Annotated in this window: 20 protein-coding genes; 8 read left to right on the forward strand and 12 right to left on the reverse strand. The window is 73.6% G+C overall.

Annotated features, from left to right (window positions below; all coding sequences use genetic code 11):
* Positions 1-28 precede the first annotated feature (28 nt).
* Genes nuoL through nuoN form a run of 3 tightly spaced genes read left to right on the forward strand, consistent with a single transcriptional unit; the run spans position 29 to position 5,216 of the window.
* Positions 29-1,924 (forward strand): NADH-quinone oxidoreductase subunit L, encoded by a 1,896-nt coding sequence (gene nuoL, locus EMA09_RS16335; protein WP_129841755.1) that lies wholly within the window; start codon positions 29-31, stop codon positions 1,922-1,924.
* 3 nt (positions 1,925-1,927) lie between these two features.
* A complete protein-coding gene (locus EMA09_RS16340; protein WP_129841756.1) occupies positions 1,928-3,565 on the forward strand; it encodes an NADH-quinone oxidoreductase subunit M in 1,638 nt (545 codons plus the stop codon).
* 43 nt (positions 3,566-3,608) lie between these two features.
* The gene (nuoN, locus tag EMA09_RS16345; protein ID WP_129841757.1) at positions 3,609-5,216 is read left to right on the forward strand and encodes an NADH-quinone oxidoreductase subunit NuoN; all 1,608 of its coding nucleotides are present in this window, start codon (positions 3,609-3,611) and stop codon (positions 5,214-5,216) included.
* A 97-nt stretch (positions 5,217-5,313) separates the two neighbouring features.
* Here the strand turns inward: nuoN and EMA09_RS16350 are convergent, their stop codons facing one another.
* On the reverse strand, positions 5,314-5,865 hold the full coding sequence (locus EMA09_RS16350) for a hypothetical protein (RefSeq protein ID WP_129841758.1): 552 nt from the start codon (positions 5,863-5,865) through the stop codon (positions 5,314-5,316).
* A gap of 217 nt (positions 5,866-6,082) precedes the next feature.
* On the opposite strand from EMA09_RS16350, the gene EMA09_RS16355 reads away from it, so the two are divergent.
* From EMA09_RS16355 to EMA09_RS16370, 4 genes are all read left to right on the forward strand, one after another.
* Positions 6,083-7,093, forward strand: a complete 1,011-nt coding sequence (locus EMA09_RS16355) for a polyprenyl synthetase family protein (protein ID WP_129841759.1) — start codon at positions 6,083-6,085, stop codon at positions 7,091-7,093.
* Between the two features lie 172 nt (positions 7,094-7,265).
* Positions 7,266-8,207 (forward strand): DUF2092 domain-containing protein, encoded by a 942-nt coding sequence (locus EMA09_RS16360; RefSeq protein ID WP_129841760.1) that lies wholly within the window; start codon positions 7,266-7,268, stop codon positions 8,205-8,207.
* A 133-nt stretch (positions 8,208-8,340) separates the two neighbouring features.
* Positions 8,341-10,815, forward strand: a complete 2,475-nt coding sequence (locus tag EMA09_RS16365; protein WP_129841761.1) for a nitrate reductase — start codon at positions 8,341-8,343, stop codon at positions 10,813-10,815.
* Positions 10,812-11,306 (forward strand): hypothetical protein, encoded by a 495-nt coding sequence (locus EMA09_RS16370; protein ID WP_129841762.1) that lies wholly within the window; start codon positions 10,812-10,814, stop codon positions 11,304-11,306. Before EMA09_RS16365 ends, EMA09_RS16370 begins: the two co-directional genes overlap by 4 nt.
* A gap of 33 nt (positions 11,307-11,339) precedes the next feature.
* Here EMA09_RS16370 and EMA09_RS16375 read toward each other — a convergent pair whose 3' ends face one another.
* The 8 genes from EMA09_RS16375 to EMA09_RS16410 form a co-directional block, all read right to left on the reverse strand.
* Positions 11,340-12,836 (reverse strand): MFS transporter, encoded by a 1,497-nt coding sequence (locus tag EMA09_RS16375; protein ID WP_129841763.1) that lies wholly within the window; start codon positions 12,834-12,836, stop codon positions 11,340-11,342.
* Between the two features lie 15 nt (positions 12,837-12,851).
* Entirely contained in the window at positions 12,852-13,409 is a 558-nt protein-coding gene (locus EMA09_RS16380; protein WP_168220742.1) for a TetR/AcrR family transcriptional regulator, read from the reverse strand.
* 252 nt (positions 13,410-13,661) lie between these two features.
* Positions 13,662-14,012 (reverse strand): helix-turn-helix domain-containing protein, encoded by a 351-nt coding sequence (locus EMA09_RS16385; protein ID WP_129841765.1) that lies wholly within the window; start codon positions 14,010-14,012, stop codon positions 13,662-13,664.
* A gap of 85 nt (positions 14,013-14,097) precedes the next feature.
* Positions 14,098-14,514 carry an ankyrin repeat domain-containing protein gene (locus tag EMA09_RS16390; protein ID WP_129841766.1) on the reverse strand — a complete coding sequence of 139 codons (417 nt, stop codon included), beginning with the start codon at positions 14,512-14,514 and terminating at the stop codon, positions 14,098-14,100.
* Positions 14,515-14,616: 102 nt separating this feature from the next.
* On the reverse strand, positions 14,617-16,008 hold the full coding sequence (locus tag EMA09_RS16395; protein WP_240796428.1) for a hypothetical protein: 1,392 nt from the start codon (positions 16,006-16,008) through the stop codon (positions 14,617-14,619).
* Between the two features lie 120 nt (positions 16,009-16,128).
* Positions 16,129-17,193 carry an aminoglycoside phosphotransferase family protein gene (locus EMA09_RS16400; RefSeq protein WP_129841767.1) on the reverse strand — a complete coding sequence of 355 codons (1,065 nt, stop codon included), beginning with the start codon at positions 17,191-17,193 and terminating at the stop codon, positions 16,129-16,131.
* A gap of 105 nt (positions 17,194-17,298) precedes the next feature.
* Positions 17,299-17,991, reverse strand: a complete 693-nt coding sequence (locus EMA09_RS16405; protein WP_129841768.1) for an HAD-IA family hydrolase — start codon at positions 17,989-17,991, stop codon at positions 17,299-17,301.
* A complete protein-coding gene (locus EMA09_RS16410; protein ID WP_168220743.1) occupies positions 17,992-18,858 on the reverse strand; it encodes a winged helix-turn-helix domain-containing protein in 867 nt (288 codons plus the stop codon). It lies immediately after the preceding gene.
* A gap of 157 nt (positions 18,859-19,015) precedes the next feature.
* On the opposite strand from EMA09_RS16410, the gene EMA09_RS16415 reads away from it, so the two are divergent.
* Positions 19,016-19,201 carry a hypothetical protein gene (locus EMA09_RS16415; RefSeq protein WP_129841770.1) on the forward strand — a complete coding sequence of 62 codons (186 nt, stop codon included), beginning with the start codon at positions 19,016-19,018 and terminating at the stop codon, positions 19,199-19,201.
* Between the two features lie 93 nt (positions 19,202-19,294).
* Here the strand turns inward: EMA09_RS16415 and EMA09_RS16420 are convergent, their stop codons facing one another.
* The 3 genes from EMA09_RS16420 to EMA09_RS16430 are packed head-to-tail and all read right to left on the reverse strand — an operon-like array spanning position 19,295 to position 22,048.
* Positions 19,295-20,542 (reverse strand): GNAT family N-acetyltransferase, encoded by a 1,248-nt coding sequence (locus tag EMA09_RS16420; protein WP_129841771.1) that lies wholly within the window; start codon positions 20,540-20,542, stop codon positions 19,295-19,297.
* 54 nt (positions 20,543-20,596) lie between these two features.
* On the reverse strand, positions 20,597-21,499 hold the full coding sequence (locus EMA09_RS16425) for an asparaginase (RefSeq protein ID WP_129841772.1): 903 nt from the start codon (positions 21,497-21,499) through the stop codon (positions 20,597-20,599).
* 33 nt (positions 21,500-21,532) lie between these two features.
* On the reverse strand, positions 21,533-22,048 hold the full coding sequence (locus tag EMA09_RS16430) for an ABC transporter substrate-binding protein (protein WP_240796429.1): 516 nt from the start codon (positions 22,046-22,048) through the stop codon (positions 21,533-21,535).
* Between the last annotated feature and the right edge of the window lie 43 nt (positions 22,049-22,091).

The following is a 22,091-nucleotide window of genomic DNA, read 5'->3' on the forward strand; positions in this document are numbered from 1 at the left end:
GGCCAACGGAAAACGTGGGAGCCATCTCGTGGAGTCATTGATCGGACTGCTCGTCGGGGCGCCGCTGCTCGGCGCCGCCGTGCTGCTGCTCGGCGGCAGGCGCCTGGACCGTGCGGGCCACTGGTTCGGGCTCGCCATGGCGGCCGTCTCGCTCGTGCTGGCAGCGGCGCTCTTCTTCGACCTGCTGGGCCGGGAGGGCGAGGAACGGACGCTGCGCCAGCACCTGTTCAGCTGGGTGCCGGTCGCGGACTTCCGCGCGGACGTCGGCTTCCAGCTCGACCAGCTGTCCATGACGTTCGTCCTGCTGATCACGGGCGTGGGGACGCTGATCCACCTCTACTCGGTGGGCTACATGGAGCACGACGAGCGGCGCCGCCGCTTCTTCGGCTACCTGAACCTGTTCCTCGCCGCCATGCTGATCCTCGTCCTCGCCGACAACTACCTGCTGCTGTACGTCGGCTGGGAGGGCGTCGGTCTCGCCAGCTTCCTCCTCATCGGCTTCTGGCAGCACAGACCGAGCGCGGCGACGGCGGCGAAGAAGGCGTTCGTGGTCAACCGGGTCGGCGACGTCGGCCTGTCCATCGCGATCCTGCTGATGTTCACGACGTTCGGCAGCTTCGCGTTCGCCGAGGTCCTGCCGGGCGCGACGGGCACCAGCGAGGCCACCCTCACCGGCATCGGCCTGATGCTCCTGCTCGCCGCCTGCGGCAAGTCCGCGCAGGTGCCGCTCCAGTCGTGGCTCGGTGACGCGATGGAGGGCCCGACGCCCGTCTCCGCGCTCATCCACGCCGCCACCATGGTCACGGCCGGCGTCTACCTGGTGACGCGGTCCGCCGCCGTGTTCGACGCGGCGCCGGACGCCCAGACGGTCGTGGTCGTCGTCGGCGCGGTGACGCTGCTGTTCGGCGCGGTCGTCGGGTGCGCGAAGGACGACATCAAGAAGGCACTCGCCGGGTCCACGATGTCGCAGATCGGCTACATGATGCTGGCCGCCGGCCTCGGCCCGCTCGGCTACGTCTTCGCGATCATGCACCTGGTGACGCACGGCTTCTTCAAGGCGGGCCTCTTCCTCGGCGCCGGCTCGATCATGCACGGCATGAACGACGAGGTGGACATGCGGCGGTACGGCGGTCTGCGCAAGCACATGCCGGTCACCTTCGCCACGTTCGGCCTCGCCTATCTCGCGATCATCGGCTTCCCCTATCTCTCCGGCTTCTTCTCGAAGGACGAGATCATCTACGCCGGGTTCGCGAAGGGCGGCACCGAGGGCTGGATCCTCGGCGGCGTCATGCTGCTCGGCGCCGCGCTCACCGCCTACTACATGACGCGGATCATGCTGATGACGTTCTTCGGCGAGAAGCGCTGGCAGCCCGACGCGAACGGGCACGAGCCGCACCCGCACGAGTCGCCGCTCAGCATGACCGTGCCGATGATCGTGCTGGCGGCCGGGTCGGTCGCCGCGGGCTTCCTCTTCGACGCGGGCGAGTCGTTCGTCCACTGGCTGGAGCCCGTCACCGGCCTCGCGCACGGCGACTCGCCGGTCAGCCACGGCGAGGTGTCGATCGCGGCGACCGCCGTGATGCTGCTCGGTGTCGCCGGCGCGTGGTTCCAGTACGGGCGCCGCCCGGTGCCGGCCGTCGCGCCCACCGGGAACCTCCTCACCCGCGCGGCACGGCGCGACCTGCTCCAGGACGACTTCAACCACGCGGCGTTCGTCCAGACCGGCAGCTACCTCACCCGGGGCCTCGTCTACGTGGACCACAAGCTGGTCGACGGCCTGGTCAACGGGACGGCCGCCTCGTTCGGCGGGCTGTCGGGACGTCTGCGGCGCGTGCAGAACGGGTTCGCCCGCTCCTACGCGGTCTCCATGTTCGGCGGTGTGGCCCTGCTGGTCGCCGCCACCCTGCTGATGAGGGCGGTCTGAGTCATGTCATTTCCCCTGCTGACGGCCACGGCCGCCGCGCCGGCCATCGGGGCCGTGCTGACGGCCGCGGTGCCCGCCGCGCGGCGGAGCGCCGCGAAGTGGCTGGCGTTCGGCTTCTCGCTCATCACCCTCGCCCTCGCGGCGGCGGTCGTGCTGCGGTTCGACACCGGTGCGGGCGCCGACCGGTTCCAGCTCACCGAGTCGCGCGCGTGGATCGAGGACTTCGGCGTCCGGTACGAGCTGGGCGTCGACGGCATCGGTGTCGCGATGATCGCGCTGACGGCGGTGCTGGTGCCGTTCCTCATCGGCGCGGGCTGGAACGACGCCGACCCGGTCGAGGGCGAGGCGCCCGCGACCCGCAGGTGGCGGCCCACCCAGGGCTTCTTCGCCCTCATCCTCATGGTCGAGGCGATGGTGATCCTGTCGTTCGCCGCGACCGACGTCTTCCTCTTCTACATCTTCTTCGAAGCCATGCTCATCCCGATGTACTTCCTCATCGGCGGCTTCGGGGACCGGGCCGGCGAGCAGGGCGAGGAGGGGCAGGCGCGCCAGCGGTCGTACGCGGCCGTCAAGTTCCTCCTGTACAACCTGGCCGGCGGCCTCGTGATGCTCGCGGCCGTCATCGGCCTGTACGTGGCGACGGCGGACCAGCTCGGCACCGGCACGTTCTCCCTCCAGGCCCTCCTGGACGCGCGCGGCTCGGGCGAGCTCGACCTCGCCACCGACACGGAACGCTGGCTGTTCCTCGGCTTCTTCGCCGCGTTCGCCGTGAAGGCGCCGCTGTGGCCGCTGCACACCTGGCTGCCGAACGCCATGGGCGAGTCCACCGCGCCGGTCGCCGTGCTGATCACGGCCGTGGTCGACAAGGTCGGCACGTTCGCGATGCTGCGGTTCTGCCTCGGCCTGTTCCCCGAGGCGAGCGACTGGGCGACGCCGGTCGTCGTCGCGCTGGCGCTCGTCAGCATCGTCTACGGCGCGCTGCTCGCCATCGGGCAGCGGGACATCAAGCGGCTCATCGCCTACGCGTCGGTCAGCCACTTCGGGTTCATCGTGCTCGGCGTCTTCGCGATGACGAGCCAGGGCCAGGGCGGCGCGGCGCTGTACATGATCAACCACGGGGTGGCGACGGCCGCGCTGATGCTGGTGGCTGGCTTCCTCATCGCGCGGCGCGGCTCGCGGCTCATCGCGGACTACGGCGGGGTGCAGAAGACGGCGCCCGTGCTCGCCGGCACGTTCCTCGTCGGCGGCCTCGCGACGCTGTCGCTGCCGGGCACCGGGCCGTTCGTCAGCGAGTTCCTGGTGCTGGTCGGCACGTTCAGCAGGTGGCAGGCGGTCGGGATCGTCGCGTGCGCCGGCATCGTCCTGGCCGCGCTGTACGTCCTGCTGCTCTACCAGCGCACCATGACCGGGCCGGTGCGGCAGGGCCTTGAACGGCTGCCCGACCTCCGGGTGCGCGAGCTGGCCGTCGTCGGCCCGCTGATCGCGCTGGTCGTCCTCCTCGGGGTCTACCCGCGGCCCCTCACCGACCTGGTGAACCCGGCCGTCGAGCACACGCTGTCGGACGTCGACCGCACCGACCCGCCGCCGCAGCAGGACGTGACGGCCCAGCAGGACGAGCACGCCGGGGAGGCCGCCGGATGAACCGCACTGACCACCGAAACCGCCGGACCGAGGAGAGTGCCGCATGAATCCGGGTGAGCTGCAGGCACCCGACATCGCCTGGGGTTCGCTGTCGCCGAGCCTGATCGTGTTCGCGGCGGCGGTGCTCGGTGTGCTGGTCGAGGCGTTCCTGCCCCGGCGCAGCCGCTGGGGGGCCGAGGTCGTGCTGTCGGCGGTTGCGCTGGCCAGCGCCTTCGCCGCCGTCGTGACGCTCGCCGCCGGCGGGCACGGCACCAGCGAGGCGCGTGTCGAGGGCATGGGGTCCCTCGCGGTGGACGGACCGGCGCTGTTCCTCCAGGGCGTCATCCTCCTCGTGGGACTCGTCGCGGTCTTCCTGTTCGCCGAGCGGCGTCTCGAACCCGCAGGCCACGGCGCGCGCGCCGACTCCTTCGCCGCCCAGGCCGCCGCCGTACCCGGGGGCCGCGCGGAGCAGGAGGCCGTGCGCGCCGGGCACACGACGACGGAGATCTTCCCGCTGCTGCTGTTCGCGGTGGGCGGGATGCTGCTCTTCACCGCGGCCAACGACCTGCTGGTCCTGTTCATCGCCCTGGAGCTGCTGTCGCTGCCGCTCTACCTGCTGTGCGCGCTGGCGCGGCGCAGGCGCCTCCTGTCGCAGGAGGCCGCCGTCAAGTACTTCCTGCTGGGCGCTTTCGCCTCGGCGTTCCTGCTGTTCGGCATCGCCCTGCTGTACGGGTACGCGGGCTCGCTGTCGTACACGCGCATCGGCGACGTGGTGAGCGGCGACGTGTCGGGCGTCGACCCGGGGCTCGCCTCGACCATGGGGAACGACGCGCTGCTCCTCATCGGCGGCTCGATGGTGCTGGTGGGGCTGCTGTTCAAGGTGGGTGCGGTGCCGTTCCACATGTGGACCCCGGACGTCTACCAGGGCGCCCCGACACCGGTGACCGGCTTCATGGCGGCGGCCACGAAGGTCGCGGCGTTCGGCGCGATGCTGCGGCTGCTGTACGTGGTGCTGCCGGGGCTGCGCTGGGACTGGCAGCCGGTGATGTGGGGCGTGGCGATCGCCTCCATGGTGGCCGGTGCGGTCATCGCCATCACGCAGACCGACGTGAAGCGGCTGCTGGCGTACTCGTCGATCGCGCACGCCGGCTTCATCCTGGCGGGTGTCGTCGCGGTGAGCGAGGACGGGGTGTCGTCGGTGCTGTTCTACCTGGCGTCGTACTCGTTCGTGACGCTCGGCGCGTTCGCCGTCGTCACGCTGGTGCGGGACGCGGGCGGCGAGGCGACGCACCTGTCGAAGTGGGCGGGGCTCGGGCGGCGTTCGCCGCTGCTGGCCGCGGTGTTCGCGCTGTTCCTGCTGGCGTTCGCGGGCATTCCGCTGACGAGCGGGTTCGCGGGGAAGTTCGCGGTGTTCCGGGCGGCGGCCGACGCGGGCGCGATGGGCCTGGTGGTGGTCGGCGTGCTCGCCTCGGCGGTCGCGGCGTTCTTCTACATCCGGGTCATCGTGCTGATGTTCTTCAGCGAGCCGAAGGCCGAGGGGCCCTCGGTGGTGATCCCGAGCCCGCTCACGATGACGGTCGTCGGGCTCGCGGCGGCCGTGACGGTGGTGCTCGGTGTCGCGCCGCAGTACTTCCTCGATCTGGCGGGCCAGGCGGGCGTGTTCGTCCGGTAGCCGGGGGCGGCCCGCGACACGGCGGCGGCCCGGCTCCCCGTACGGGGGGCCGGGCCGCTGTCGTGCCTCCTGGCGTACCGCGTGACGCGGCGCCGCGTCAGTACGCGTACTGGTTCTGGTAGGTCTCCTGCAGGCCGGACGCCCAGGTGACACTCATCGTCCCGTCGCCGTTCAGCGTGGCCGTGGCGCTCATGTCGGTCCACTCCACGGAGCCGTACACCGTGCAGCCGCCCAGCGTGATGTTCCCGGCGGAGTCGATCGTGCCCTGGTTGCAGTAGTCGCCCTCCGAGCCCATGTCCTCGATGAACATGACGGTGGTCCCGCCGATGTAGAGGTTGTGGGAGTTGTCCGTGTCGGTGAGGTCGACGTACCAGTCGCCGTCGAACGACGTGGCCGTCGTGTCCCCGCCGAGGTCCCCCGTGCCGCCGGTGTCGCCGCCTGTGTCGCTGCCGAGGTCCCCGGTGTCCCCGCCGAGGTCGTCCTCGTCGAACTCCGGCATGTCGGGGATCTCGGTGTCATCGGGAATGTCGGTGTCGAAGGCGTCTCCCGCCTCGATGCCGAACGGTGCGTCCTCGTTCGCGCATCCGGACAGCAGCAGCGCCGACGCCGCCGCGGCCACGGGCAGTGCGAACCGTATGGTCCTGTGCATGGCTTCCCCTCATTGTCGATCGCCGCTTCCGGGCAGACTAGCCCCGCTTCCCGCCGCGGCGAGGCCATGTTACGGGGCCATGGCAAATTCGTGCGGGACTGGTACGTACGGGGACTCCACGACGGCTCGCCCCGCTCGGGTACGTCCCCGGCGGTGATCCACTCCCGACCGGCTACGCTGCGGGGGACAACGCACCGGAAGACAGGGGAGAGCGCTCGTGACCGTCGTGGGGCCCTTCGGGGTGAGCGTGCGGGACCCGGCCCTGGAAGCCGATGTCCGGGCGGGTCTGACGGCCGTCGAGGCCGGGCTCGTCGAAGCCACCAAGAGCGATGTCGTCTTCATAACGGAAGCGGCGCAGCATCTGGTCAGGGCCGGCGGCAAGCGGTTCCGGCCGCTGCTGCTCCTGCTGGCGGCCCAGTTCGGCGACCCGTACGCGCCCGGTGTCGTCCCGTCCGCCGTCGTCGTGGAGCTGACACACCTCGCGACGCTCTACCACGACGACATCATGGACGAGGCCGAGGTGCGCCGCGGCGTGCCGAGCGCCAACGCCCGGTGGAACAACTCGGTGGCCGTCCTCACCGGTGACTTCCTCTTCTCCCGCGCGTCGTCGATAGTGGCCGAACTGGGCACCCAGGCCGTCCGCATCCAGGCCGAGGCGTTCGAACGGCTGGTGACCGGACAGATCCAGGAGACGGCAGGGCCGCAGGAGGGCGAGGACCCGATCGCGCACCACCTCGGTGTCATCGCGGGCAAGACCGGGTCGCTGATCGCCGTGGCGGGCCGGCTCGGCGCCATGATGGCCGGCGCGGGCGAGGGCGTTGTCAACACCCTCGCGCAGTACGGGGAACGGATCGGGATCGCCTTCCAGCTCGCCGACGACGTCCTGGACATCAGCAGCGACGGCGCCGAGTCCGGCAAGACGCCCGGCACGGACCTGCGCGAGGGCGTCGTCACCCTGCCGGTGCTGCGGCTGCGGGAGATGGCGGCGCGCGGCGGGTCACCGGCGGACCGGGCGCTGTGCGACCTGCTCGCCGGCGATCTGACGGACGACGGCCGGCTCGCCGATGCCCTGGCCGGGCTGCGGGCGCACCCGGCGCTTGAGCGGGCGCGGCAGGACGCGCTGTCGTTCGCCGAGCAGGCGCGGCAGACGCTGGAGCCGCTGCCCGACACGGCGGCGAAGGCGGCGCTCGCCGAGCTGTGCGACGCCGTGGCGGACCGCACGTCCTGACGGCCCGTCCGTCCGGGGACCGGCGATGCCCCCTCACGGGACCCGGACCCCGGGGGGACGGGCCTCCACCGTCGGGAGTACACGCGGTGCCCCTCACGGTGGATGCGCCCGCGTGCCGGGTCTGGTGCACTGGAGCGTGTCCGGATCGGAAGGCGCAGTGGAGGGGCGAGAGATGGCTGCACGCAAGGGCATCGGCCGGGTGGTCGTGCCGGCGGCACTGGCGGCGGGAGCCGCCGCGGTGGGGGTCGGGGTGTGGCCCGCGCTCGCGGACGAGGGCGGACCCGACCTGCCGGAGGTGACGGCGGAGGAACTGGTCGTCCGTGTCGCCGAGTCGGACACGGCCCGCCTGACGGGCACGGTGCGGATCGACGCCGGCGGTGTCCTGCCGGACGCCGGCGGCATGCTGGAGCGCGCCCTCGGCTCGCTCGACGGCCCCGCCGGGCGGCTCGCGGCGCTGGCGTCGGGGGAGAGCACCCTGCAGGTCGCCGTCGACGGTCCGGAGCGGCAGCGCGTCGCCCTGGAGGACGGCGGGGACGAGCTGGTCGTCATCCACGACGGCCCCGATCTGTGGGTCCACGACACGGCCGGCGACCTCGTGCTGCACGGCGAGGTCCCCGAGGAGGCGGCGGAGGACCGTACGGAGGGCGGCGACCTGTTCCGTGAGCTGACACCGGCCGAGGCGGCGGAGCAACTCCTCGCCGACGCCCGGCAGCACGCCGACGTCACGGTGGACGGCACGGCCAGGGTGGCCGGCCGGGACGCCTACAACCTGCTGGTCGAGCCGCACGGGACCGAGGGCGGCCCCACGGCGGCACGGGTCGCGGTGGACGCGGAGACGGGTGTGCCGCTCGCCGTGACGGTGGAGGGATCCGACGGGCAGTCGTTCGACGTGGCGTTCTCGCGGATCGAGTACAGCGCGCCGGCGGGCAGCGCCTTCGAGTTCACCCCGCCCGAGGACGCCCGGGTGATCGAGCTGGGCGACGACCCGGCGGCGCTCGACGGTCTCCTCACGGACGGCCTGGCGGACGCGGACGGGTTCCTCACCGAGAAGCTGTTCCCCGAGGGGCTGCCCTTCGTCCTGCCGGACGAACTGCCGGAGAGCGTCACCGGCTGACCCGCCCCGCGCTCCTCCGCGCGCCCGGACGGACGCTGCGCCGTCCGGGTGCACCCGGGACGTGCCGGTTCGCCCCGCGCACGCCCGGGTACCCGGGCCGGTGGCCCGGTGGCGCGCGCGGAGGAGTGTGGCGGTGGAGGACTCGACGGACCGGATCGCGGCGCCCTGGGGCGTGCGTACCCCCTACGGACCCGGCACCCCGTGGCCGGCCCGCACCGACACGCACCTGGCCGACGGCGTGGCCCCCGACGCGGTGGAGCGCTGGGTGCAGACCGCCTCGATCCTCCACTCGGACGGCGACGCGATGGACATCGCCGTGCGGGACGGCCGGATCGTCGGCGTCCGCGGCCGCGCCGCCGACCGGGTGAACCGGGGCCGGCTCGGCCCGAAGGACCTCTACGGCTGGCAGGCGAACGGCTCGCGCGACCGCCTGGTGCGCCCCCTCGTGCGGGACGCCACCGGCCGGCTCACCGAGTGCGACTGGGACACGGCGATGGACCGGATCGTCTCCCGCGCCCGGGGGCTGCTGGACGAGCGGGGTCCCGGGTCGATCGGCTTCTACACCTCGGGCCAGCTCTTCCTGGAGGAGTACTACACGCTCGCCGTCATGGCCAGGGCCGGCATCGGCACGAACCACCTCGACGGCAACACCCGCCTGTGCACGTCCACGGCCGCCGAGGCGCTGAAGGAGACGTTCGGCTGCGACGGCCAGCCCGGCAGCTACGAGGACGTGGACCACGCGGACGTCATCGCCCTGTTCGGGCACAACATGCCGGAGACGCAGCCCGTCCTGTGGATGCGGGTCCTGGACCGGCTCGCGGGGCCGCGGCCGCCCCGGCTGCTGTGCGTCGACCCGCGCCGCACCGTCGTCGCCCGCCACGCCGCCGTGCACCTCGCGCCCCGGCCCGGGACGAACGTGGCGCTGCTGAACGCGCTGCTCCACGAGATCATCCGCACCGACCGCGTGGACCGCGCGTTCGTGGCGGCGCACACCGTGGGCTTCGACGAGCTGGCCCGCCGCGTCGAGCCGTGCACACCCGCCTGGGCGGCCGGGATCTGCGACGTCCCGGCGGCGGCGGTCGAGGAGGCCGCCGAGCTGCTCGGCGGCGCGGAACGGCTCCTGTCGACCGTCCTCCAGGGCGTGTACCAGTCGCACCAGGCGACCGCGGCCGCCGTCCAGGTCAACAACCTGCACCTGCTGCGCGGCATGCTGGGCCGCCCGGGCGCGGGGCTCCTCCAGATGAACGGGCAGCCCACCGCGCAGAACACCCGCGAGTGCGGTGCCAACGGCGACCTGCCCGGCTTCCGCAACTGGCAGAACGACGCCCACGTCGCCGACCTCGCCCGCGTGTGGAACGTGACGCCGGAGACCATCCCCCACTACGCGCCGCCCACGCACGCGCTCCAGATGTTCCGGTACGCCGAGCAGGGCTCCCTGCGCATGCTGTGGATCAGCGGCACCAACCCGGCCGTGTCCCTGCCGGAACTGTCCCGCATCCGCGCCGTCCTCGGCCAGGAGAGGCTGTTCACGGTGGTGCAGGACCTGTTCCTCACGGAGACCGCGCAGCTCGCCGACGTCGTGCTGCCGGCCGCCACCTGGGGCGAGAAGACCGGGACGTTCACCAACGCCGACCGCACCGTCCACCTGTCCGAGCAGGCCGTGCGGCCGCCCGGCGAGGCCCGCGCCGACCTCGACATCTTCCTCGACTTCGCGGCCCGCATGGACTTCCGCGACAAGGACGGCGGGCCGCTCGTCACGTGGCACGACCCGGAGTCGGCGTTCGAGGCGTGGAAGCGGTGCAGCGCGGGACGGCCGTGCGACTACACGGGCCTCTCCTACGGGCTGCTGCGCGGCGGCAGCGGCGTCCAGTGGCCCTGCACGCCGGACGACGCGCCGGGCGGCACCGCGCGCCTGTACACGGACGGCGTCCCGTGGGCGCACCCGGACGTCTGCGAGAGCTACGGCAAGGACCTCGTGACGGGCGCCGCCGTCGAGCCCGTCGAGTACCGCTCCCTGAACCCGGAGGGCAAGGCCGTCATCAAGGCCGCCGCGTACGTGCCGCCGCACGAGGACGTGACGCCCGACCACCCGCTGTGGCTCACCACGGGCCGCACCCTCTACCACTTCCACACCCGCACCAAGACCGGCCGCGCGCCGCAGCTCGCCGCGGCGGCGCCCGACGTGTGGGCCGAACTGTCGCCGGACGAGGCCCGCGCCCACGGCCTGGGGGAGGGCGACCTGGTGGACGTCGTCTCCCCGCGCGGCGCGGTCCGCGCGCGGCTGCGGGTGACGCCGATGCGCGACGGCGTGGTCTTCCTGCCGTTCCACTACGGCTACTGGGACGATCCGGGGCGCGCGCCGGACGCGGACGGCGGTCCTGGGCGTGCGGCGAACGAGACGACGGTCACCGACTGGGACCCGGTGTCCAAGCAGCCGCTGTTCAAGACGTCGGTGGCCCGCGTCCGCCTCGTGGAGCGCTCGGACGGTACGCCCGCCCCCGCGCCCACGACCGCGGGGTCAGAACCCGCCGCGCCCGAGGGCGTACCGCCGACCGTGGGCGGCCCGGACGCACGGGTCACGCACACGACCGGGGAGGAGGGCCGGTGAACGGGATCACGCTGACCCTGCGGGCGCTCCACCACGCGGAACGCTCTCTGGAGAAGGACCTCCTGGGCGCCGCCGAGCGGCACGCCACCGAACACGAGGTCCACCACGTGGCGAAGGACCTGGCGCGCTGGTCGCGCGAGCACGCCGCCCGGCTCGCCGACACGGGCGGCGCGTACGGGCTCGACCTGCAGGAGCACGGCGGGCGCGGCCCCGGGGCGCTGCTGTCGGCCGTGCGGGAGCGGGCGGCGGAGGCCCTGGGCCACCGGCCCGAGCCGGGCCTGCTGCTCCTGCACGACCTGCGCGAGCTGTACCTCGCGGCGTCCGGCGTCTCGCTGTACTGGGAGATGCTGGCCCAGGCCGCACAGGCGGCGAAGGACGCCCGCCTGCTGGAGATGGCGTCGTCCTGCCATCCGGAGACGCTGCGCCAGGTGCGGTGGGCCAACACCCACATCAAGGTCCTGTCCCCGCAGATCCTCACCGGCCCGCTGTGACACGGGACCGGTGAGGAGGGCGGCGGGGCACCGTCACATGTGGACGGCGGGCGCGTCCCCGGCGGCCTGCTCGGGCACGCCGCGCCGGTAGAGGAAGAAGCAGACGACGGCGCCGACGGCGAAGAAGGCGGCCGACCACCAGTACGCGGTGGCGTAGCTCTCCAGGCCGGCCTGCGCCTGGACCAGCGGGTCCGTCGGGTCCTTGCCCTCGATGTAGCTCGTCGCGGCACCGGCGGCGAGGCTGCTGAGGACGGCGGTGCCGATGGAACCGCCGATCTGCTGCATGGTGTTGACGGTGGCGGAGGCGACGCCCGCGTCCTCGGTGGTCACGCCGGAGATGGCGAGGTTCATGGCCGCGGCCATCATCAGGCCGATGCCGAGCCCGGTGACGATCAGCGGCGGCAGGACGTTCGCCGCGTAGCTGCTGTCCAGTTCGAGGCTGGTCAGCCAGGCCATGCCGGCCGCCGCCACGAGCATGCCGAGCGGGACGATCGGCTTCGGACCGACCCGCGGCAGCAGCGCGGTCGCCGAGCTGGTCGCGGCCACCGTCAGGGCCGCGATCATCGGCAGGAACGCGAGGCCCGTCTCCACCGGCGTGTAGTGGAGCGAGGACTGGAGGTAGAACGTCAGGAAGAGGAAGACGCCGAACATGCCCGCGCCGCTGATCAGGACGGCGATGAAGGACGCGGCCCGGTTGCGGTCCAGCAGGATGCGCAGCGGGAGCAGCGGCTGGTCGGCACGGGTCTGCCACCACGTGAACACGGCGAGCAGCACGACACCGGCGACCAGGAAGCCCCACGAGGCGGGGTGCCCCCAGTCGTGGGACTCGACGTTCGCGAAGCCGTAGACCACGCCGAAGAGGCCGGCCGACACGAGGACGGTCCCCGGGACGTCGAGGCGGATGGAGCGGTCGCGCTGCGTCCGGGCCAGCAGGGCGGAGCCGCCGATGAACGCCACGACGGCGAAGACGAGGTTGACGTAGAGGGTCCAGCGCCAGTTCAGGTGCTCGGTGAGGAAGCCGCCGAGGAGCAGGCCGATGGCGCCGCCCGCGCCGGCGATCGCGCCGTAGACGCTGAACGCCCTGGCCCGCTCCCGCGTGTCGGTGAAGGTCGTGCTCAGCAGGGACAGGGCGGCCGGGGCGAGGAGCGCGCCGAAGACGCCCTGCAGGGCGCGGGCGCTGACCAGCACCTCGAAGTTCGGCGCGGCGCCGCCGATCGCCGAGGCGACGGCGAAGCCCACGGTGCCGACCAGGAAGGTGATCTTCCGGCCGAACAGGTCGGCTATGCGGCCGCCGAGCAGCAGGAGGCTGCCGAAGGCGAGGGCGTACGCGGTGACGATCCACTGCCGGCCGCTCGTCGAGAAGTCGAGGTCCTGCATGGCGGACGGCAGGGCGATGTTCACGATGGTCGCGTCGAGGACGACCATGAGCTGGGCCACGCCGATGACGGCGAGGATCCACCAGCGGTGGGACGGGCGTTCCGCCGGGGCCTCGGGCGGCCCGGTCTCCTTGGTGAGGACGGTCTGGGTCATGGTGTGTGTCTCCGGTCAGCTGTGCAGGAGGGCGGGCATGAGGGCTTCGTCGAGGAACCGGACGAGGTACTCGGCGTCGGCGTAGGACCCCTGGAACAGCGGGCGGCTCAGCATGGTCGAGAACACGAGCTGCGGCAGCCAGGCGGTGGCGGCCGGCCGGCCGGCCAGCTCGCCGCGGGCCACGGCCCGGGCGACCATCGTCTCCAAATCCGCCTGGACGTCCTCGATCAGCGTCTCGCGCAGGACGCGGCCGAGTTCGGGGTCGTCGAGGGTCGCGCGGGCGAGGCCGCTGATGAGCTTCGTCTCGCGGGTCGCCTTGCCCGACATGTGGAGCAGGAGTGTGTGGAAGTCGTCCCTGAGGCTGCCGGTGTCGGGCACGGCGATGCCCTCGGGGCGGCCGGCCCGCAGCGCGGTGGCGACGAGCTGCTGCTTGCTGTGCCACTGGCGGTAGAGCGTGGCCTTGCCGCAGTGCGCGGCGGCGGCCACGGCGTCCATGGTCAGTCCCTCGTACCCCACCTCGTGGAGCAGGTCGACGACGGCGGCGAGCACTTCGCTCTCGCGTTCGTCCGTCATGCGGGGTCTGCGGAGGGGGTGGTCGGCGGGGACGATGACGGGCTCCTCGGGTGTCGGGGCGGACAGGATTCGAAGGGAACGGCTGGAACGGATGGAACGGAACTGTCTCGTACCATCTGTGGGCGCGGGTACCCCTCGGACGGCCGGTGGAGACGGTGGCCGGGCGGTGGGCGGAGCGTCGGTGGATGGAACGGAACGGTTTCGTTCCATGTCGAGCGTAACCGCCCCCGCGCGGTTCGCCAAACGGTGTGGTCAGGCCGTGGGCGGGGGGTACGCGGACAGGCCGACGACGTGCTCCCTGCCCCAGGCGCCGAGCGGCACCAGCGCCTCGCTCAGCGCCGCCCCGGCCGGCGTGAGCGCGTAGCGCGTCTCCCCGCCGCCCGTGGCGTCGCGGCGCACCACCCCGTCCTCCTCCAGCTCGCGCAGATGCGCCGCCAGGACGTCGTCCGCCACATCGGGCAGCGCCCGGCGCAGCCCGGCCGGATCGCGCGGGCACTCGTCCAGCGCCCACAGGACGAGCACCTTCCCGCGGGCGCCGACCACACCGAGCGCCGCGTCGAGCGCGCAGCCGTACGCCGCACCGGGACGTCGCGTCCTCACCATCTCCGGCACCTCCCGCACCCACCGTCCGGGACCGAGCCTAGGTCTGGCCACTGACAATCCCCGGCGGCCCGCCGCGGGCGCCCGCTCAGCGTTCCCCGAACAGCTCCAGCAGCTCCGTCCGCCCGAACATCCGCGCCGTGTCCACGGCGGACGGCTGGCCCGCCGCCGGGTCGGCACCCGCGTCGAGGAGCACCCGCACCACGTCCGCCGCGCCCTTGAACACCGCGCCCGCGATCGGCGTCTGCCCCCGGTCGTTGCCCCGGCCTGCGTCGGCGCCGCGCGCGAGCAGCGCCCGGACCGTCTCCGCGTGGCCGTGGTAGGCGGCGAGCATCAGGAGCGTGTCGCCCTTGTCGTTGCTGAGGTTCGCGGGCACCCCCGCGTCCACGTAGGCCGCGACGGTGTCGGTGTCGCCGTCCCGGGCGAGATCGAAGATCTTCGTGGCGAGCTGCAGCACTTCGGGGTCGTGCGCGGGTTCGTTGCTCTCCGGTACCGGGCCGGTCATGGGGACGTCCTCCTCGGTCGAACGGCAGTCGGGAGCGGTACCGCGCTGCCATATGACCAGCCTACGTACTCCGCCACACCCGGGCGTCCCCATCCCGGGCGTTCAGGGCCGTGGGACGGCGACGCGCCAGCCCGGGTTGTACGTGCCGGGGACGTCCGTCAGCTGCCAGTCGCGCGCACGGGACGGCGGGTCCTCCTCGCGCAGCACCACCGCGTCGGGCGCCGAGGGCGACGTGCCGGTGGTCGCGCAGCCCAGGGTGTGTGCCACGGGGATGGCCTGCGACCCGCCCAGGACGCAGGGCGGTTCCACACCCTCGTCCCGCAGGACGCCGGCCACGCGCTCCCAGTCGGCGCGCGCTTCCGCCTGGATGTCCGCGTGCGCGCGCAGCACGGTCAGTTGGAGCGCGAGCTGCCCCGTGGCGAGGAGTGCGAGAAGCGCCGCGGCGCCCGGTGCCGACAGCCGTGATGTGTAGCGTTCCAGCCCCAGTACGGCGGGCAGGGCCAGCAGCGCGTAGACCGGCAGCAGGAAGCGGGGCGCCGCGTAGTCGATGAGGAAGATGTAGGTGAACGCCATGAACCCGGCCGTGACGACCAGCAGGCCCACCTGCCGCCGCGCGGCGTAGAGGCCGAGCGCCACGAGCGGGGGCAGCAGGAGCCACCAGCCCAGCATCGGCCACGCGAGGGAATCGCCGTCGCACGGGCGGCACAGCAGCGGACCGTCCAGCGCGGTCGCGTGGGCGAACAGGGAGAACGTCAGCCCCGTGCCGCCCTGGATGTCGCTCGCCTCGGCGAGCCGTTCGGCCACGCCGCCGAACCGCCGCTCCGCCTCCACCACCCAGGGGCCGACGCCCGCGGCGAGTCCGGCGAGCACGGCGGCGACCGTCCTCGGCCGCCGCCACGACGCGAGCAGCAGCGGCGCCGCCAGCCACAGGGCGTCGCTGGCGCGCATCAGCCCGGCCACCGCCACGGCCGCCGCGAGCCAGAGGTGCAGCTCCCTGCGGACGCACCCCACGGCGGCCACGGCGGCCATCGCGACGTAGTGGTTGGGCATCGCGGAGGAGGCGTAGAAGAGGGTGAACCACAGGCTGCCGTACGCAGCAGCCGCCACCGGTACCGCGGGACCGCTCGCCACCTGCCCCACCCAGGGCCGGAAGCCCGCGTACAGCGCGAGCGACGCCAGGGCCGTCAGCCAGCAGCGCAGCACCACCACCGAGTCGGTGACGGCCGCGACCGGCGCGGCCAGCAGCGGTGTCCCGCGCGAGCGCGGCGCGCTGAACGGCGCGGCCGGACCGAAGGCGTCCCACCGGCTGACGTACACGATCTCGTCCCAGCCGAGCGCCAGCGTCGGCGGCACGAGCAGCAGCGCGACGGCGCCGAACGCGACGCTCACCGCGGCGAGCGCGCCGCGCGCCCCCCACCGCGCCCGCAGCCGGTCCGGCCACCGGGCCGCCCGGGGCCGGCCGTCCCTGTCCGGCGAAACCTGTTCAATGTCCACAAACCCCGCATATCACGCGGATGCGCCGGACCGAAGGACCCGCGCCCCGCTCGCCGGACAGGCCCTGGGGTCTGTCCGGCGGGTCCTGTCGCGGGACGGCCGGGATCCGCCGGACAGGCCCTAAGCGTCGGCGCGTCCGGCCGGTGCGCCGAGGGAGGCGTGCCAGGCCGCGTACGCCGCCTCCACGGCCCCCGGCGGCGGCACCGTGCCCGTACCGAGGGGGCGGGCCGCCTTCCGCAGCGCGTCGCCGACCACACGGGCGGCGACCGCGAGCCGCGCCTCCAGCTCGCCGGCCGGCGCCGCGCGTACCGCGAACGCCTGCCGCACCACGTCCGTGAACACCGACTGCACGCGCTTGTACGCCAGGTAGCGCGGCAGGTCACGCGCCAGACCGGCCGCCGCGCCCGGCAGCACCTCCTCGACGGCGCGCGCCCAGCGCTCCGTCATCTCCCGCTCCTGGCCCGGCGGGTAGCGCATCAGGTGCAGGTGGGTGGCGAGGTCGTACAGCGGGTCGCCGACGAGGGCCAGTTCCCAGTCGATCGTCCACAGCCTGCCGTCCGTCTCGGCGACGATGAGGTTGTCCCGGTGCAGGTCGCCGTGCAGGAGGCAGAACGGCCGGTCCGTCAGCCGTGCCGCCGCCCGCGCCAGCGGCCCGTCCCCCGCCAGCACCCCGGGGGACACCCGCAGCGCGGCGAACAGGCCGCCGATCTCCGGCCGGTGCACGGCGTAGACGCGGCGCCGCGTGAACCGGATCAGGCCGCGCAGGAACTCGGCGCTGCCGCGCGGGCGCAGCACGGCGGGGCAGCGGTGGACCAGTTCCATCGCCTCGGGCGGCATGGCGGCGAGCCGCCCGAACAGGCCGGCGAGCTGCGTCAGCTCCCCGCCGCCGAGGGGCGAGCCGGGCGGCCGGGAGACGGACAGCGGCTCGCCCTCGATGAAGCCGTGGACCCGCAGGTCGCCGTCGGCCGTGCCCAGCCGGTAGACGGGCGCGATGCGCTCCATGCCGCGCAGCGCCAGCTCCACCAGCACGTCCTCCTCGCTGCCGAAGCAGCGCGGGTCGAAGCGGTGCACCCCGGGGCGTGGCCGGCCCGCCTTGAGCCGGCCGAGCGCGCCGGCCGCCGGCAGGACCTGCCAGACGCGGTGGTGCCCGCGGAGGACGGTTGACGGCGTCGGCGGCTGGCTCATGGCGTACGTCCCCCGGCGGTCGCGCTGCCCGCCGCACCGGTGTGCGCGGGTAGCTGCACGGTACGCCCGGCGGAGGCGTATGCCGATGGCTCAAAAGAGTGGTACTCATCCGAACGGAGAAGCGACCAGCGCCGCCAGTACCTCCTCCAGGGAGGCCACGACGTGGTCGGCGCCGGCGGCCCTGAACGCCTCGGCGGGCGGCCGTGTCGGGGCGTAGCCGAGGAACGGGACCCCCGCCGCGCGGGCCGCGCCGAGGTCCGCCGTGCTGTCGCCGATCATCAGCGCGAGGCCGGGGCGCGTGCCCGTCGAGGCGAGGGCGCGCAGGAGCGAGTCGGGGTGCGGCTTCAGACGCGTCATGTCGTCCGTGCGCCCGTGCACGCGGCCGCCGAGGTAGCCCGTCAGTCCGTGCCGGCGCAGGTAGTGTTCGGCGGCGCGCGGCGAGTTGTTGGTGGCGATGGCGACCTGACGGCCGCGCGTCGCGAGGGCGGCGATGAGCGCCGCGGCGTACGGCGTCGGGTGCGCGCTGTCGGCGGCGGAGACCTCCTCGGCCGTCAGCGCCGCCTCCAGCCGCCGCACCAGTGGTCCGCCGGGCCGGCGGCGGGCGATGCCGCGCAGCACCGCGTGGGGGTCGGGGGAGACGAGCAGGTCGTCGGTCAGGAGGCCGGCCGCGGACAGTTCCACGGCGAGCGCGCGCAGCCGGTGCGCGATCGACTCGGCGCTGCGGACGGCGAAGAGGCGGCAGACCGGGCCGTCGAAGTCGAAGAGAACACAGCGGGCGTTACTGATGAGTTCCCTCATCTAACCGAGTGTGAGCGGTTCTGCCAGCGTTGACCAGAGGGACTCGAACCAGCGTTGTGACTCCTCGACGAACGCGGGGTCGGAGGAGGAGCGGAAGATCTTGGAGCTCAGGCCGAGGACGTCATAGATCTCCAGCTGTTCCTGTTCGTACTCGACCACGCGCGGCACCACTTCGTAGTAGGCCGTGAGCACTTCGGCACCGTTCAGCAGGTAGACCTTCTGCACGGGGGTGATCGGGACGCTCCGGATCTCGACGTTCACCTTCGGCACGAGCCCCATCTCGGCGAGCGAGGTGAGCTGGTGCCGCAGGGACGCGGAGAACGTCCTGGTGATCTGCCGCAGCCGCGCGAGGGGCCGCGGGTCGGCCGGGTCGGCGACCAGCCTCGGGTACGCGAGGGGGCCGTCCGGGTCCGACAGCAGGGCGCGGATGGAGATGGAGCGGGGCGCGAGGCGGCCGGTCGAGATGGCCATCAGGGGCGCGGCGAGCGCGGCGTTCAGCGTCTCGGCGGTCAGGCAGAACGCGTCGATCGAGACGTCCTCGGCGCGGAAGGCGACGCCGATCCTGTCCACCACCTCGACCCCGGCCGGGCGCGGCCCGGCCTGCCCGGGGACCCGGACGACGGCCGGCGCGCCGCGCCCGCGGGCGCTGAGCCAGCCCTCGCGTTCCAGGATCGCGAGGGCCTGGCGGATGGTGGTCCGGTTGGTGCCGAACTCCTCGACGAGGGCCCGCTGGGTGGGCAGCCGGGTGTGCTCCGGCAGCTTGCCCACCCGTATCCGTTCGCGCAGCACCCCCGCCACGTGGCCGGGAGAGGGGGGCCCACCGGCGGCCCGGCCGGCCTCGTCGTCCGGTGCGATCCGCTGGCTCACGGCACAACACCCTACAACTTTCGGACAGATCAGGAAGGTTGATACCGAGACGTTTCCAAGCGCGCGCCAACTGGGGAAAACAAGCATGTAGTTGGTGGACAACTTCACCAACTTCGAAGGACTTCTTTCATGTTGTCGTGATGTAAGGAGGGACGCAATGCTCGTGTCGACGATCGTCGTGGCCGCCCTCGGCATCGCGCTGGAGAGGGCGATCGAGGGGCACCTCGGGTTCGCGGGGCTGATCGGTCTGCTGATTCTGCGGACCGGTCTCGGCAGGCGGAACTTCACCTGCACCTGCGTCGGCACATCCGTGCTGGCGACGCTGGTCCTCACCAGCCTGTGACCGGGGACGGGCCGAGAGTGACAGCCATATGACAGCGGCGCGCGCCGGACCGCCGAAAGGGGTCCGAGGACGCCAGGGACGGGTCGGGACGCGTCAGAAGTCGTCGGGGCACCACGGGCGCCGGTCCGTGCGGAAGAGCTGATCCGCACGGGCCGGCGCCTCCGCGCGTCCCGCCTCGATCAGCCCGGCGGCCGCGAGCCGCACCGCCGACTCGTCCCCCAGGTACAAACGCGCGAGGGCGCCCGTGTCCAGCGTCAGATCGGCGTCCCGGTCCGTCGGCGCCGCCGTCACGCCCTCCGGGGAGGCCGACAGCAGGAACCGCCCGCCGGCCAGGCCGAGCGGATCGCGCACGTCAAGCACCAGCTCGCCCTCGGCACCGTACGTCCTGGCCGCAAGCATCCCGGCCGTGTCCAGCGGTCGCAGCCACAGCAGGTCGCTCCGCCGGTCGATGACCGCGGCGCGCGCGTTCGGCAGCAGCAGGGGCAGGAGGGAGTCGTGCGGCGCCTCGCCCGACTTCACGGTCCGCACCCAGTCGAGGCCCAGCAGGAAACCCCACAGGGCGCGCTCGGCCTCCGGCGTGGCGGCGACGAGCTGCTCGACGCGCGCGACGTTCGCGGGCATGTCGTCCGTCCACACGTCGTCGACGCGGAAGGTGACGAGCCCCTGCGCGACGCCGTCCGCGTCCCGGTGGACGGCGTGGAACGGCTCCACCCACGGGCCGGGCTGGAAACGGACGGCGCCCGTCAGGCGCTCCCAGTACAGCGGTGGCCGCGTGACCGTACCGGGCCGCTGCGGCCGCAGCCGCTCGTACACACCCGGCCCCAGCTCCCGCACCGCGGCGCCGTCCACCAGGGCGACGCTCCCCCCGGCGCCGGTGTCCGCGCGGCGGCCCCCGAGACCGGCGAGGGGCACGTCCACCCGCCACTGGGTGAAGCCGGCCGCGGGGCCGAAGCCGAACCGCCCGTAGATGCGCCACTCCGCCGCGATCAGCGTCGCCACGGTGTCGCCCCGCTCCCGGGCCGCCGCGAGGTCCTCGGTCATCATGCCGGTCAGCAGGCCGCGCCTGCGGTGCGTGCCGGTCACCGTCACGCCGGACACCGCGTTCGACCGGACGACGCCGCCCCCCGGCACCGTCAGCTCCTGGTCGAAGCTGCGGAACGTCGCGACGCAGCGGTCGCCGTCGAAGACGCCGCGCCCCCGCGAGAAGTCCGTCCGCTCGCGCCGCTCGGCCAGCTCCTCGTCCGACAGCGGCGCGGACACGAGGAACCCGGTGTGCTTGGCGCGCAGCCAGGCGTCGATGGCGGCGGGATCGTCGGCGACGGAACGGCTGAGCAGCGGCATGCCGGGCAGCCTACGACGCACCCCCGCGGCCGGGCCACGGAATTCCCCGGCGCCTCAGACGACGGCCCGCACCTCGCCCACCACGCGGCCCCCGCCCTCCACCGCGGAGACGAGCGCCCCGGCCGCCGGCCCGGGGACCGGCACGTCGAGCGACCGCAGCACGGACGCCAGCACCGGGCCCCGCGCCCGCGCCGCGCCGTCCTCCACCTTGAAGGCCAGCGCCCGCCCGTCCGGCAGCGCCACCGCCTGCACGCCCTCGGCGCCCGCCTTCGACAGCACCCCGGGCACCGCCCGCATCAGCAGCGAGTCGGCCCGCGCGGTGCCGCCGACGTACTCCGGGTGCGCGCGCATCGCGTCCGCCACGCGCCGCTCCGGCGTGTCCGGCGCGGCCAGGACGAACGCACGGAACGCCCGCGCCAGCCCCGTCAGCGAGAACGCGAACAGCGGCGCCCCGCAGCCGTCCACCCCGGTGTGCGCGACCGGCTCGCCCGTGGCCGCCTCGGCGGTCTCGCGGATCAGCACCTGGAGGGGGTGGCCCGGGTCGGTGTACGACTCGGTGGGCCAGCCGTTCACCGCGCAGGCGGCGAGCATGGCCGCGTGCTTGCCCGAGCAGTTCATGGCCAGCCGGCTGCCGCCCTCGGGCGGGCAGCGCAGGGCCGCCTCCGTGAGCCCGTGCTCGGCGAGCATGCGCGCCGCCAGCTCACGGTGGAAGTCCTCGCCCGCGTGGCTCGCCGCCGCGAGCGCGAGCCGTTCCCCCGACAGCGGGAGCCCCGCCCGCAGCACGCCCGCCGCCTGCATCGGCTTGTTGCTCGACCGGGGGAAGACGGGCAGCTCCGGGTCGCCCACCACGCGGACCACCGAGCCGTCGGCCCCCAGCACCACCAGCGCCCCCCGGTGCCGCCCCTCCACGAAACCGGACCTCACGACCTCGGCCAGAACAGCGGCGGAACCGGACATGCGCGCACCCTCGGTGGTCTCGGAGGAACGGGGTCAGGTCAGCAGATCCTCGACCTGCGCCTCCCCCTCACGGTACCTGCGGGCGATCTCCGCGCCGCAGCCGTCCGCCGTACGGTGCAGCGACTGCCGCCGCCGCGACACCTGCGCCTCGTACCCCGCGAGCCGCTCCAGCGCCGCCCGCAGCTCCTCGTCGTCCAGCGCGCCGAGATCCGACCACTGCACGGGACCGAGGATCTCCTCCGCGAGCCGCAGGTACACGCCGTCCGCGGGCGGCCGCAGCGTCACGTGCCGCGCGGACGACCGCTGCCGCGCCGGTCCGTCGGCCAGGATCCTCGGCAACTGGTCGAGCACCTCGCGGTCCTGCGCGATCCGCCGCCGCCGCTCCGCCTCCAGGATGTCGATGCGCCCCTGGAGCAGACGCCGCACGAAGCTCAGATCCGCCTCCTCCCGCTGGGCCGAACGCCGCACGTCCCGCAGTTCGGACAGGCGCAGCGTCCGCAGATCCGGCTGCTCCACGGGCGGGCAGAGATCCGGGCCTGGTGTGATCATTCGGTTGTGTCCCCTCGTCCCCATGCGGTGCGGTGCGTACCTC

Source organism: Streptomyces sp. RFCAC02, assembly GCF_004193175.1.
GTDB lineage: Bacteria > Actinomycetota > Actinomycetes > Streptomycetales > Streptomycetaceae > Streptomyces.